The following is a 12,283-nucleotide window of genomic DNA, read 5'->3' on the forward strand; positions in this document are numbered from 1 at the left end:
ATCCCTATATCGTGGTCGGCGTGTTTGCAGGTGCGGCGCATGTCACGTCGCTCGCACCTGTTCGGACGGCTGCGCGGCTACCGCTGACGATCACCACCACACGCACGTTTTCCGGCGGTTTGTTCGTGGTCAGGCATGAGCTGACCGACGCGACCAGCAGCGCACCGGTCGAGTCGCGTGCAAGACCATCGGCACGGAATTCGATTGCGTTGCCGTTGCTTACAATGGCTGGACTGGCCTGGATGAGTAGCGGTACTTTCGCAGTTCCCACGCGCAACACTTCGCTCGTGGACTTGACCATGACGATCCACTGGTTCCAGGAGCCGCTACCGCAGCTGGATGCATTGCTACTCGGGCAGATCAAGACGGTCTGGTTGCGCTGCACAGCTTCGGACCGCGCCAACTGTATGGACGCAAGCACCTCGTTGGCCGAGGCGGTGAGGCGACTACTATTGATCAATCCGGTGAAGCTCGGGATGGCGATTGCCGCCACGATTGCAAGGACGGCCACGGTGACCATCAATTCAACCAGGCTAAAGCCCTGGCAATAAACCAGACGCGCCCTGCCCCGCAGGTTGCATTGCAACGCCTGCATGGTTTTTCCTTTTAACATTCCCCAGCGCAAAGCTAGCGGCTGGCCGTTAGAGGTGCAATCGATGACCGATAGGCGGCAAGCCTAAGGGCGCGAACGGAGCCTCAGGGCGTTCCGGAATCCAGGCATCATGGCTGCATCGGTTTTCGGACAACTCGACTCAATGCCCAATCACGCGCCTATAGCGCAGCCACTGGACACCCTGCGCCAAGCGCCGGTGATCGTTTGGACCTTGCTTGCCGGAGAAGGAGTCGCCGCCGTCCTTGCACTCGCACCGGCCCTGGACGGAAATCGGTGGGTTTATTTCGGTCTTGCTTCGCTCACAATCCAGTGGGTCGCGTTATTGACGTTGACTTGTCTGTATGGACTACGCAGGCATGTAGCCAATCTCAAGCCTCTGCAGATAGCGACGCTCTCTTTGGCGCTGATGCTCGCCTGCACCTGGGCGGTCTGCGGCGCGACCTGGGCAGCACTTCACGAGACCTGGAACATGCATCCCCGAGAATGGGGATTGACCTTTTTGCGTACCACCGGGATTGCCTTGACGGTGGGAATTCTCGGTGTGCTGGCATTCCATAACCACTGGCAGGCACAGCGGCTGGCGCTGGAAGCGAAACAGGCACAACTGGACGCCTTGCGCGCGCGTATCCGCCCCCACTTTCTTTTTAATACACTCAACACTGGTGCTGCTCTCGTCCATGTTCACCCCGAACAGGCAGAGCGGCTGCTGCTCGATCTGGCGGATTTATTCAGAGCCGCCATGAGCAACTCGGACCATATCAGCCTCAACGAAGAGCTCGCACTGGCAAGGCGGTATTTGGAAATCGAGGAGCTGCGCTTGGGACGACGACTTACCATCGATTGGCAAGTGCCTGCAGTGCTTCCGGATGTGCACATCCCCACCCTGTCCATACAACCGCTGGTTGAAAACGCCGTCTTTCATGGCATCGAGCCGAGCATCGACGGCGGGTGCGTATCGCTCAAAGTCACCCTGGAAGGCGAGCGGGTTAGGATTGAAATCACCAACCCGCTGCCATCTTCGCAGGAGAACACTCGCCGTGGCCATCAACTAGGTCTCGCGGCGGTCAAGGCGAGGCTAGAAACGTTCGGCAACGGCCACGCATTTCTGGCAACTCAGCGCGTCGACGGAACGTTCGTCAGCACTCTGGACCTACCAACAACCTGACCCAAATGGGGACGACACTCAGGTCACCACCCGATAACAAGGCCGGTAATCCCCCGAGATCTTCATCCGGCGCTGCTCGACGAAGCCGCGCAGCAGCTCGTCCAGGGCCTGCATGATGTCCGGGTCGCCGTGGATCTCGAAGGGACCGAATTCTTCGATGCGGCGCATGCCGTCCTCCTTGACGTTGCCGGCGACGATGCCGGAGAAGGCGCGGCGCAGGTCGGCGGCCAGTGCGGGTGCCGGGCGGCCGTGGTGCAGGTCCAGGGCGGCCATGGCTTCGTGGCTCGGGACGAACGGCTGCTGGTACTCGAGCGGGATGTGCACCGACCAGTTGAAGTAGTACGAGTCTTTCTGGTCCTTGCGGTGCGCGCGCACCTCATGGATGCCTTCGGCCATGCGACGCGCGACGGCGACCGGGTCGCCAACGATGATCTCGTAGCGCGATGCTGCCGCCTCGCCGAGTGTGAGGCGAATGAAGCGGTCGATCTGTTCGAAGTACGGCGCGGCGATGGTCGGCCCGGTCAAAATCAGCGGGAACGGCAGGCCCGCGTTCTCTTCGCGCAGCAGGATGCCGAGCAGATACAGGATCTCTTCGGCGGTACCAACGCCACCCGGAAACACCAGGATGCCGTGACCGATCCGGACAAAGGCCTCCAGGCGCTTCTCGATATCCGGCATGATCACCAGATGATTGACGATCGGGTTCGGAGACTCGGCTGCGATGATGCCGGGCTCGGTCACGCCGATGTAGCGCGTGTGGTGCTTGCGCTGCTTGGCATGCGCAATGGTGGCGCCCTTCATCGGGCCCTTCATCGCACCCGGGCCGCAGCCGGTGCAGATGTCCAGGCCACGCAGGCCGAGCTCGTAGCCCACCTGCTTGGTGTACAGGTATTCGTCACGCGAGATGGAATGCCCGCCCCAGCACACGACCAGATTGGGATCGGACGGCTGCAGGATGCGCGCGTTGCGCAACTGGCCGAACACGGCGTTGGTGATACCTTCGCTGGTATCGAGATCGGCGCGCTGCGCTTCCAGCTCGATGGCCATGTAGGCCAGATCGCGCACCACGGCAAACAGGAGCTCGGCGACGCCGCAGATGATCTCGCCGTCGACGAACGCCATGGCCGGCGCGTTGGTCAGATCGATGCGGATGCCGCGATCCTGCTGGTTCACCTGGATGTCGAAATCCGGATACAGATCGCGCGCGGCGCGTGGGTCGTCCGACGCGCTGCCGCTAGTGAGCACAGCCAGCGCGCAACGGCGCAGCAACTCGTGCATGCCGCCACTGGAGGCGTCACGTAGCCGCGCCACTTCTGCCTTGGACAACACATCCAGGCCACCACGCGGATAGATCCGCGCATCCACCACCGGCAGCGCCCGTGCTGCCGTACTGCTGAGTTCCATAGCTTGCTCCTGTCGTATGCACGGGACTTTAGCGTACTCACCCGCACAAAAGAAAACGGCCGGGAGACCCCGGCCGTTTTTGCAATCTTCGACACGCTAGCCAGCTTTAGAACTGGTAGCGGAAGCCCAGCTGCAATGCCCAGCGGGAGATGCCGCGATCGTCGTAGACCGTGGACTGGTCCGGCGTATTGAAGCGATACACGTACTTGCCAGTAGCCGCATCGACACCACCGTATTCCACCACGCCACGCATGCCCGGGAAGCCATACTCCTCGACACGGCCCCACTTCTTGTTGAGCAGGTTGCCGACGTTCATGACGTCAAGCCAGAGGGAGGCCTTGTTGTCCTTGAAGAAACCCGGAATTTCCTGCTCGATATGCAGGTCGAACTGGTTGATCCAGGAGTTACGTGCGCCATTACGCTCGGCGACCTGACCACGACGGGCGGCCAGATACTCGTTGCCTTCGATGTAGTTCCAGAACGCCTGCTCTTCTCGAGCGGTCCCGAACAGCACATCGCCACGGCCAGCCGGGATATACAACAGGTCGTTCAAGCGGCCATCGCCATTGGCGTCGTTGTCGAACGCATAGCTATACGGGCGACCATTACGGCCTTGGTAGATCAGACCCAGCTTGGTCTCGTAATCGCCGAAGAAGGCATGCTTCCAGTTCAACGTACCGAGGATGCTGTTCTTCACTTCGTACGCGGCGGTCGAGGCGACGTTTTCGTTGGCCTGGAATACCGCGTTATTGCCCAGCTGCGAACCCGAGGTTGAACTGGTCAGGCCGCTGACTTCGTCGGCATCGGTGTAGGTGTAGTACAGGCCCCACGACCAATCGCCACCATTGAAGGGCTTGTTCAGACCAACGGTGAAGCTCTCACTGCCGCCCTTGTCTGTGGGACGCGCGATGATCGCATCGTTGAAGCGAGGATCGCGCGAACCGCGCGCATCGACCACGGACGCAGTGCCACGTACACAAGCAGCCGGAGCGCCTGCACCGGTGGGGTTACGGCCGTCTTCCATCCAGCAGGCACGATTCAAGCCGGCAGTATTCCAGTACAGATTGCGACCGTCCTGGCCCACGCGGCTGATGTTGCCAAGATTGAGCTGCTGGTAGTAGATCGCCTCTTTGACCTTAGTCACCACCGCCTCGGCAGATGCCACGATGCCGTACCAGGGCAACTCGGTATCGAATGCCAGATTGGCCTTCCATACCGACGGCTGACCCAGCTTGCTGTCGACGAAATCGACGGACTGCGTGGCGCCATTCAACGAACCATTACCAGTCGGCTGGTTATTGATGTCCGGCGTGAAGCGGATGCCGTTGGTGTTCACCAGCGTCTGGCTGGAGAAGTTGTAATCCGTGTAAGCCAGACCGGTGTTGGAGTACGGATTGGACAACCACACAGTTGCCGCGGCGCCCTGGAACAGGCCCACGCCACCACGCAACTGGGTGGGGCGATCGCTGTCGAAGGTGTAATTGAAACCGAAGCGCGGCTCGAACAGACCGTTCCCGTCAATGGTCTGGTCGTTACGGAAGCCGAACAGCGTCGATGCTGTTGCATTGTAGGCCGGGCTGTTTTTGACCATCGGCTCGTCGTAACGCACACCGAACGTCAGCGTCAGGTTGTTGTTGACAGCCCAGGTATCCTGCAAAAACACACCGACATTGCGCATGCCCCAATTTGCGGCGATGTCGTCGATGTTGCCGCTATTGGAGCGCGAATAACGGTAGTTCAGCGGGCGATTGGCCGCGTAGTCGGCAATCGAGTTGAACGTGTAGGAACCGAAGACGCGCTGACCAAACAGATTGAACAGGTCGTTGTCTTCGTAGTCGAATCCGAACTTGACGGTGTGGTCGTTCAAGAACAACGTGCCGGCAAAGAAAGCGTTCCAGGTTTCGGTACGCAGCTCGTTGGCCTGGGTGCTCTGCTCGGTGCCCAGGTTGACGGTGTTGTTACCGATCCGCACAGCAATGGCCGGCAGCTGCGAGGCAGCAGTACGCACAGCGGAGTAGTCGCGGTACGAAACTTTGGCTTCGGTGGAGAAGGTGTCGGTCCAGTCGCTGAACAGCTGTGCCGTATACGTCTTGAGGCTGAAATCGCGAACGTAGTGGAACGAGTTCAGCGACAGCGCCTGATTGCCGAAACCATTGAGATTGGCGGTGCTCTGTTCGCTCTCGCCGTAACGAACCGACGCACGGTGCTTGTCGGAAATATTCCAGTCGAGCTTGAAGCCCTTCTCTTCCGAATCCGAATCCAGGGCCGGCAACGCCAACGTCCCCGGATCGAACCCGTAGGTGTTGCGCGAAATGTCGATGATCCGATCGATATCCGCCTGCGGGATCTGAACGATATTGCTCTCGCCAGAACCGATCGGACCGTAGCCGGAGGCTCCGGTAAACACGCCCTTGCCCTTGTACTTTTCGTAGTTGGCGAAGAAGAACAGCTTGTCCTTGATGATCGGGCCGCCCAGGGTCAAGCCGTAGGTGGCCTCGTTATCGAACAGCTGCGGGCGGATATCGTTCTGGTTCTTGCCCGACCAATCGTTCTCGCGATAGGTGCCGTAGACCGACCCGTGGAATTCGTTGGTACCGGATTTGGTGACTGCATTGATCACACCACCGGTGGCGCCAGTGATGGTGACATCGTAGTTGGCCACGTCCACGGAGATTTCGTCGATGACATCCATCGAGAACGGCTGACGGGGCGTCGGCAGGCCATTGGACTCGAGGCCGAACGCATCGTTGGTGCTGATGCCGTCCACGCGAATCAGGTTGAAGCGCGGGTTCTGGCCGCCCACCGAGATCTCGTTACGCGCCTTGTCGGTCTGCGCTACACGCGGATCCAGACGCACGTAGTCTTGCAGGTTGCGGTTGATCGACGGCAGGGATTCGATCTGCTCACGCGTCACGTTGGTGCCGGTGCCCATCTTGTTGGCACTGAACAGCGCCGAGCCGTAATCGCCGCCGATGGCCTGCACCGCGCCCAGCGTCGTCACGTCGCCGCCCAGGGAGGCATCGACGCTATTGACCTGGTTGAGGTTGAGATACACGCCCTCTTCGGTCTTGGTGCCTTCACCCGATTTGGTAATGGTGATCGTGTACGGCCCACCCACACGCAGGCCGCGCGCGTTGTAGCGTCCGCTGGCATCGGTGGTGGCGCGGCTGACGGTGCCTGATTCGACGTGGGTGATCGTGACTTCGGCATTCGGCACCGGCTGACCGCCGCTGCTGGTGACCAGGCCAGCGACGCCGGCAGAAGTGCTCTGGGCGAACACGGGCGCGGCGGCGAGTGCGGCAACGAGACCAAGCGTGAGCTTGGACATGCGGAGACAACGGGGGTGGGTCATTTCGGTAGCCTCGATACAGGTTGGGCAGTGACAAAAAGGCGCAGTCAGCCCAACCGTTCCCGGGGGTGGGCTGCCGATGATCTGGGGTCCCTTGCCGCGCGGCTGGTTGCTGCCGCAACGGTTAACAACAGATTAACACGCTAAGGCCTGATTGTGACGGTGGCGTGACAAAGTTCGCGCACTGCAACATGAACTTCGCATGTGAAGGCGTAATCGCCAGACTGCGCAAGGTCGCAGCGGGAGTGAGGTCTGCGTCTCGAAGTAAATGATTTCGAGCGTCCAAACCAGGCACGAACGCCGTTCGCCCAGTTTGCGCAACGCTGCGCGCGACGTTCCAGGGGCCAGTGCCGGCCTGGATATGACAGCTCCCTTAAATCGACACCGGCAGCTTGAAGTACGTCCCCAACCCGTCCAGGAACATCTGCACGGAAATGGCGACCAGCAGCATGCCCATCAATCGTTCGATTGCGGTCAGTGCGCGGTGACCCAGGAGCTTGTACAGCAGCGGTGCGGAGGCCAGGATCGTAGAAGCGCCGATCCAGGCGATCATCAACGCCAGGCTCCAGTCCCAAAGACGCGTGGGTTCGTTGCTGCCCATGAGCATCACCGCGGCCATGCCGGATGGGCCGGCCACCAGTGGAATGGCCAGCGGCACGATGAAGGGTTCACCATCGGGGATCTCGCCCATCAGGCCTTCCGGGCGCGGGAAGATCATGCGGATGCCGATCAGAAACAGCACGATGCCACCGGCGATCGCCACCGACTCCTGGCGCAGGTGCATCAGCTCCAATGCGTATTTGCCGCCCCACAGGAACGCCATCAGCACACACAGCGCGATCAGCAGTTCGCGCGCCAGTACGAAGCGCTGGCGCTTGGGCGGTAGCGGCTTGAGCACGCTGAGAAAGACCGGGATGTTGCCCAGCGGGTCCAGGATCAGGAACAGCAGCAAGGCCGCTGACAGGATGGTCATGCGGGAGGGCTCCAGATCGCACCGCGGTGCGGGGCACCTGCCAGGGACAACAAGGTGACGCAGGCGGACGCGTAACGGGCGGGATCGGCCGCCTCACTGTCTTCCTGATGGGTAAAGGCACGCGCGCGCAATGCAGTGCGCATCGGCCCTGGTTGCAGGCCGTGGACACGCACCGGGCCGGCTGCGGTTTCGTGATGCAGACTGGCAATCACGCCCAACTGTGCGTGCTGGGCGGCACCGTATGCGCCCCAGTACGCCTGACCGACGCGCACGGCATCGTCCACGACGAAAACCACGGCCGCGTCGTCCTGCTGTCGCATCAGTGGCAGGCACGCCTGGGTCAGCCAGGCGCGTGCAGTAAGGTTGACGTGGATGCTGCGTGCGAAGTCCGCAGGTGCCACAAGTTCGGCAGGCGTCAGCCCACCGAAATCGGCGGCGCACTGCAGCAGTCCATGGAGACCGCCTAATTCGGAGTGCAGCCGTTGCGCCAACGCCGCGTAATCATCGGGTGTCGCACCGGCCAGATCGAGGGGATACAGCAGCGGCTCCGGCCCCAGCGTGGCGACAGCGTCATACACGCGCTCCAGCGGACGCAGCTTGCGCCCCAGCAGCACCACGGTCGCCCCTGCGGATGCGCACGCGTGTGCGGCGGCGGCGCCCAGCCCCCCCGCCGCGCCGGTGATCAGCACCACCCGCCCGCTCAGTGACTGCGATTGACCCGGGTCCTGCAACGCACTCACGGCTGATACGCTTCGGTGACGATGCGCTTGAGCTCGCCGGCTTCGAACAGTTCCAGCGTGATGTCGCAGCCGCCGATCAATTCGCCATGGATGAACAACTGCGGGAAGGTCGGCCAATTGGAATAACGCGGCAGATTGGCGCGGATTTCGGGTTCTTCCAGCACGTTGACCGTGCGCAGCTGATCGGCGCCGGCGGCGATCAACGCCTGCACTGCGCGACTGGAAAACCCGCACATCGGAAATTGCGGGGTGCCTTTCATGAACAACACAATCGGATGTTGTTCGACTTCGGCCTGGATCCGTTCCATCACCGGCATTGGACTCTCCTGACTGGGAGCGGCAGGCCCGACCGCCGGGTCGGATAGACTTCCGCAAAGGCGCGCATTGTAAGCCTTCACGCGAACTGTCGCCGCACTCCCTTCGCTGCCCTTGCCATCATGCCGATCGAACACGTTGCACTGCCCTACTCCCGCGCCGCTCTGGAGCCGCACCTGTCTTCTGCAACCCTGGAGGCGCACCACGGCGTCTGTCATCGCGGCGAGGTGGAACGGCTCAATGCGCGCATCGAAGGCAGCGAGTTTGCCGAGCTGACGTTGGAAGAGATCATCGCGCAGGCGCAGGGCACGCTATTCCATCTGGCAGCGCAGGTGTGGAACCACAATTTCTACTGGCAATGCCTGCGGCCACGCGGCGGCGGCGAGCCGCTCGGCAAGCTGGCCGACGGCATCGGCAGATCGTTCGGCGATTTCGTGCATTTCAAGCAGGAATTCACTGGCGTCGCCTTGAGCAGCTTCGGCTCGGGTTGGGTGTGGCTGGTACAGCGCCCGGACGGGGCATTGGCCGTTGTTGCCACGCCTAATGCGTCCACCCCGCTCGCCGGGCCAGACACGCCGCTACTGGCGTGCGACCTCTGGGAACATGCGTACTACCTGGATTACCAGCAGGACCGCGCGCAGTACCTGGAGGCATTCTGGAAGCTGATCAACTGGGATTTCGTGACCAGCCGATTGGGCTAACACGCCCAGCCGGATGCCGATGGTTCGTTGACCGATGTCCGGGCTACGCGCCGTCTGTCGAAGCGCAAACGACCAGCAGCGCAACGACCATCGCGACGACCCTCTCACGCGTCGCGGTCGCTCCCGAATGACTGATGCTCAGCCTTCGCGCAGTCGCGCGATCACCGGCTCGACTTGCGCATTGCGCTGCAGTGCCATGCCAGCTTCCACCAGCGCCTGTGCCAGCGCCTGCGGCGCATCGGCCCGCAGGGTTGCGTGGCCCACCTTGCGGCCATCGCGCGGCTGCTTGCCGTAGTCGTGCCAATGTCCACCGGGCACCGCCAGAAATGCCGCAGCGTCAGGCATCACGCCCAACCAGTTGAGCATGCACGCCTGACCGCGCATTGCAGTGCTGCCCAACGGCAGCCCGAGCACCGCACGCACGTGATTTTCGAACTGCGAGGTTTCCGCGCCTTCGATGGTCCAGTGGCCGGAATTGTGCACGCGCGGGGCGATCTCGTTGGCGAGCAGCTCGCCATCGCGCACGAACAATTCCAGTGCGAACACGCCCACGTAGTCCAGCCTGTCTGCAATGGCGCGCGCATGCGCGTCCGCAGTGGCCTGCAGCGTCGCGTCCACGCTGGCAGGCGCAAGACTGGCCGACAGCACGCCATCGACATGCCAGTTTTCGGTCAGCGGCCACGCACGGAACTCGCCATCGCGCCCACGCACGGCCACCACGCTGACCTCGCGTTGAAATGGCACGAACGCTTCAAGAATCAGCCCGACCTTGGAGGCCTGCGCGCCGAGCGCATCCCATGCCGCGTCCGCATCGGCAAGCGTCTTGATGCGGAACTGGCCCTTGCCGTCGTAGCCGAATCTGCGCGTCTTGAGGACGCAGGGCGCACCAATGCGCGCCAGTGCCGCGTCGAGCCCGGCGCGGTCGTCGATGGCGGCAAACTCCGGTACCGGAATGCCGAGTTCGCGAAACAGGGTTTTTTCACTCAGCCGATCCTGCGCCATCGCCAAGGCATCCGGGCGCGGAAACACCGGCACCTGCGCGGCAAGTTGCTGCGCGCTGGCCGCTGGCACGTTCTCGAAGTCGAAAGTGATCACATCCACCTGCGCGGCGAATGCAGCGAGCGCGGCGGCATCGTCGAACGCCCCCACCTGCAGCGGCGCCATCTGCCCTGCGCAGGCATCGGCTACCGGGTCGAACACCGCGAACCGCAGCCCGAGCGGCGCACCGGCCAGTATCAGCATGCGCGCCAACTGGCCGCCCCCCAGGATGCCGACTGTGGTCATTGGCGCGGGTCGTCGCTGGCCATCACATCGTCGGTCTGCCTGGCACGGAACTGCGCCAGTGCCTGGCCGATCTGCGGCTGCTCCGGCGCCAGCATCGCAGCCGCGAACAACGCCGCATTGGCGGCGCCGGCATTGCCAATCGCAAACGTGGCCACCGGAATGCCGGCCGGCATCTGCACGATCGACAACAGCGAATCCATGCCATTGAGCGCCTTGGACTGCACCGGCACGCCCAGCACCGGCACCGCCGTCTTGGCCGCCAGCATGCCCGGCAGGTGCGCCGCACCGCCGGCACCGGCAATGATGGCGCGCAAGCCGCGCCCGCCCGCTTGCTCGGCATAGGTGAACAGCACATCCGGGGTGCGGTGCGCCGAGACCACCTTGACCTCGTACGGCACGCCCAGCGCATCGAGCTTCTGAGCTGCGTGTTGCATGGTCTCCCAATCGGAACGGGAGCCCATCACGATGCCGACCAGCGGCGCGGAGTGGTTGGAGGTCATGGCCCTGCCCTGCGGTAAAGACGTATTCTAGCCAATCTCCACGCAAGACAAGACTTCGATGGATCGCAAACTGCTCGACCTGCTGTGCTCGCCCGATACCCGCCAGCCGCTTTCGCTGCTGGACGGCAAGGGCCTGGAAGCACTCAACACTGCCATCGCCACCGGAAACCTGCAGCGCGCCGACGGCACCGCGCAAAGCCAGCCGCTGCGCGAGGCCTTGATCACCCGCGACCGCAAGCAGATCTTCCGCGTCGACGACGGCATTCCGGTGCTGCTGGCCGAAGAAGCCATCGGCACTGCGCAGATCACCGATTTCCCCGAAAAGTGACTGCGTCAGTGCACACGCTGCCGGAGGCACCGCCAGCCGCGTTGGTCGATGCCGAAGTGGCGCGCGCGCTGGCCGAGGACATCGGCAGTGGCGATGTAACCGCTGCACTGCTCTCCGATCAAGCCGACAGCGCGTATCTGTTGTGCAAGCAGGACGCAGTGATCGCCGGCCGACCCTGGTTCGATGCCACCCATCGTGCGCTCGATCCACAGGTGCGCATCGACTGGCACGTGCACGAAGGCCAGCACGTCAGCGCCGGCACGGTGCTGGCCACCCTGCAAGGCCGCAGCCGCAGCCTGGTCAGTGCCGAACGTACCTCTCTAAATTTCCTGCAGACGCTCTCTGCCACTGCCACCGCCACCGCAGCCTATGTGGCCGAAGTGGCGGGCACCGGCGCCCGCATCCTGGACACGCGCAAGACCCTGCCGGGCCTGCGCATGGCGCAGAAATACGCGGTGCGCTGCGGCGGCGGCGACAATCACCGCATCGGCTTGTTCGACACGGTGATGCTCAAGGAAAACCACATCCGCGCCGCCGGCTCGCTGAGTGCGGCCGTGCAGGCAGCACGCGCGCAGCAAGCGCAGCTGCCGCTGGTGGTGGAAGTGGAAACGCTCGCGCAGCTGCGCGAGGCCTTGCAGGTGGGCTGCACGCGCATCCTCATCGACGACTTCGATCCGGCGATGCGTCGCGAGGCAGTGCGCATCGTTGCCGCGCTGCCGGCGGATCAGCGCATCCCGCTGGAAGTCTCCGGCAGCGTCGACCTGGCCGGCATCCGCGCAATTGCACAGGATGGCGTGGACTGCATTTCCATCGGCGGCTTGACCAAGCATGTGCAAGCAGTGGATCTGTCGCTCAAACTCGGCCCGCCGCCGCACTGATTTCACGTCTGCGCGCAGGCCGCTCTGGCAGCC

General features: G+C 62.9%; 12 protein-coding genes. 4 read left to right on the forward strand and 8 right to left on the reverse strand.

The genetic code is table 11. From position 1 onward, the window contains the following. Positions 1-4: 4 nt before the first annotated feature. Complete coding sequence (locus tag BJD12_RS04195; protein ID WP_050812900.1) at positions 5-595, reverse strand: GspH/FimT family pseudopilin; 591 nt, start codon at positions 593-595, stop codon at positions 5-7. 127 nt (positions 596-722) lie between these two features. Here BJD12_RS04195 and BJD12_RS24745 point away from each other — a divergent pair, with 127 nt between their 5' ends. Continuing rightward, entirely contained in the window at positions 723-1,778 is a 1,056-nt protein-coding gene (locus BJD12_RS24745) for a sensor histidine kinase (RefSeq protein ID WP_005996037.1), read from the forward strand. Positions 1,779-1,796: 18 nt separating this feature from the next. Here BJD12_RS24745 and ppnN read toward each other — a convergent pair whose 3' ends face one another. From ppnN to grxD, 5 genes are all read right to left on the reverse strand, one after another. After that, the gene (gene ppnN / locus BJD12_RS04205; RefSeq protein ID WP_005996035.1) at positions 1,797-3,182 is read right to left on the reverse strand and encodes a nucleotide 5'-monophosphate nucleosidase PpnN; all 1,386 of its coding nucleotides are present in this window, start codon (positions 3,180-3,182) and stop codon (positions 1,797-1,799) included. Positions 3,183-3,288: 106 nt separating this feature from the next. Continuing rightward, positions 3,289-6,534, reverse strand: coding sequence for a TonB-dependent receptor (locus tag BJD12_RS04210; protein WP_042828472.1), 3,246 nt, complete (start codon positions 6,532-6,534; stop codon positions 3,289-3,291). 370 nt (positions 6,535-6,904) lie between these two features. After that, complete coding sequence (locus tag BJD12_RS04215; RefSeq protein WP_005996031.1) at positions 6,905-7,504, reverse strand: YhgN family NAAT transporter; 600 nt, start codon at positions 7,502-7,504, stop codon at positions 6,905-6,907. Further along, complete coding sequence (locus BJD12_RS04220) at positions 7,501-8,244, reverse strand: SDR family NAD(P)-dependent oxidoreductase (RefSeq protein WP_005996029.1); 744 nt, start codon at positions 8,242-8,244, stop codon at positions 7,501-7,503. Before BJD12_RS04220 ends, BJD12_RS04215 begins: the two co-directional genes overlap by 4 nt. After that, on the reverse strand, positions 8,241-8,561 hold the full coding sequence (grxD, locus tag BJD12_RS04225) for a Grx4 family monothiol glutaredoxin (RefSeq protein WP_039420602.1): 321 nt from the start codon (positions 8,559-8,561) through the stop codon (positions 8,241-8,243). Before grxD ends, BJD12_RS04220 begins: the two co-directional genes overlap by 4 nt. 120 nt (positions 8,562-8,681) lie before the next feature. On the opposite strand from grxD, the gene BJD12_RS04230 reads away from it, so the two are divergent. Continuing rightward, positions 8,682-9,260 carry a superoxide dismutase gene (locus tag BJD12_RS04230; protein ID WP_005991414.1) on the forward strand — a complete coding sequence of 193 codons (579 nt, stop codon included), beginning with the start codon at positions 8,682-8,684 and terminating at the stop codon, positions 9,258-9,260. A 138-nt stretch (positions 9,261-9,398) separates the two neighbouring features. On the opposite strand, the gene BJD12_RS04235 is transcribed toward BJD12_RS04230, so the two are convergent. Continuing rightward, a complete protein-coding gene (locus BJD12_RS04235) occupies positions 9,399-10,544 on the reverse strand; it encodes a 5-(carboxyamino)imidazole ribonucleotide synthase (protein ID WP_005991411.1) in 1,146 nt (381 codons plus the stop codon). After that, positions 10,541-11,044: a 5-(carboxyamino)imidazole ribonucleotide mutase gene (gene purE, locus BJD12_RS04240; protein ID WP_005991409.1), complete on the reverse strand. Its 504-nt coding sequence runs from the start codon at positions 11,042-11,044 to the stop codon at positions 10,541-10,543. The genes BJD12_RS04235 and purE overlap by 4 nt, the downstream gene beginning before the upstream one ends. Positions 11,045-11,102: 58 nt before the next feature. On the opposite strand from purE, the gene BJD12_RS04245 reads away from it, so the two are divergent. After that, positions 11,103-11,372 carry a Trm112 family protein gene (locus tag BJD12_RS04245; RefSeq protein WP_005991407.1) on the forward strand — a complete coding sequence of 90 codons (270 nt, stop codon included), beginning with the start codon at positions 11,103-11,105 and terminating at the stop codon, positions 11,370-11,372. Further along, the gene (gene nadC, locus BJD12_RS04250; protein WP_042827889.1) at positions 11,369-12,250 is read left to right on the forward strand and encodes a carboxylating nicotinate-nucleotide diphosphorylase; all 882 of its coding nucleotides are present in this window, start codon (positions 11,369-11,371) and stop codon (positions 12,248-12,250) included. Before BJD12_RS04245 ends, nadC begins: the two co-directional genes overlap by 4 nt. The last annotated feature ends 33 nt before the right edge of the window (positions 12,251-12,283 follow it).

This window comes from Xanthomonas vesicatoria ATCC 35937, from assembly GCF_001908725.1.
Classification (GTDB): Bacteria; Pseudomonadota; Gammaproteobacteria; order Xanthomonadales; family Xanthomonadaceae; genus Xanthomonas; species Xanthomonas vesicatoria.

What these genes read in the sequence shown, in the direction of transcription:
- purE (WP_005991409.1), bottom strand. Translation starts at nt 11,044, where the DNA reads ATGACCTCCAACCACTCCGCGCCGCTGGTCGGCATCGTGATGGGCTCC.
- ppnN (WP_005996035.1), bottom strand. Translation starts at nt 3,182, where the DNA reads ATGGAACTCAGCAGTACGGCAGCACGGGCGCTGCCGGTGGTGGATGCG.
- BJD12_RS04195 (WP_050812900.1), bottom strand. Translation starts at nt 595, where the DNA reads ATGCAGGCGTTGCAATGCAACCTGCGGGGCAGGGCGCGTCTGGTTTAT.
- BJD12_RS24745 (WP_005996037.1), top strand. Translation starts at nt 723, where the DNA reads ATGGCTGCATCGGTTTTCGGACAACTCGACTCAATGCCCAATCACGCG.
- BJD12_RS04230 (WP_005991414.1), top strand. Translation starts at nt 8,682, where the DNA reads ATGCCGATCGAACACGTTGCACTGCCCTACTCCCGCGCCGCTCTGGAG.
- BJD12_RS04235 (WP_005991411.1), bottom strand. Translation starts at nt 10,544, where the DNA reads ATGACCACAGTCGGCATCCTGGGGGGCGGCCAGTTGGCGCGCATGCTG.
- BJD12_RS04210 (WP_042828472.1), bottom strand. Translation starts at nt 6,534, where the DNA reads ATGACCCACCCCCGTTGTCTCCGCATGTCCAAGCTCACGCTTGGTCTC.
- grxD (WP_039420602.1), bottom strand. Translation starts at nt 8,561, where the DNA reads ATGCCGGTGATGGAACGGATCCAGGCCGAAGTCGAACAACATCCGATT.
- BJD12_RS04245 (WP_005991407.1), top strand. Translation starts at nt 11,103, where the DNA reads ATGGATCGCAAACTGCTCGACCTGCTGTGCTCGCCCGATACCCGCCAG.
- BJD12_RS04215 (WP_005996031.1), bottom strand. Translation starts at nt 7,504, where the DNA reads ATGACCATCCTGTCAGCGGCCTTGCTGCTGTTCCTGATCCTGGACCCG.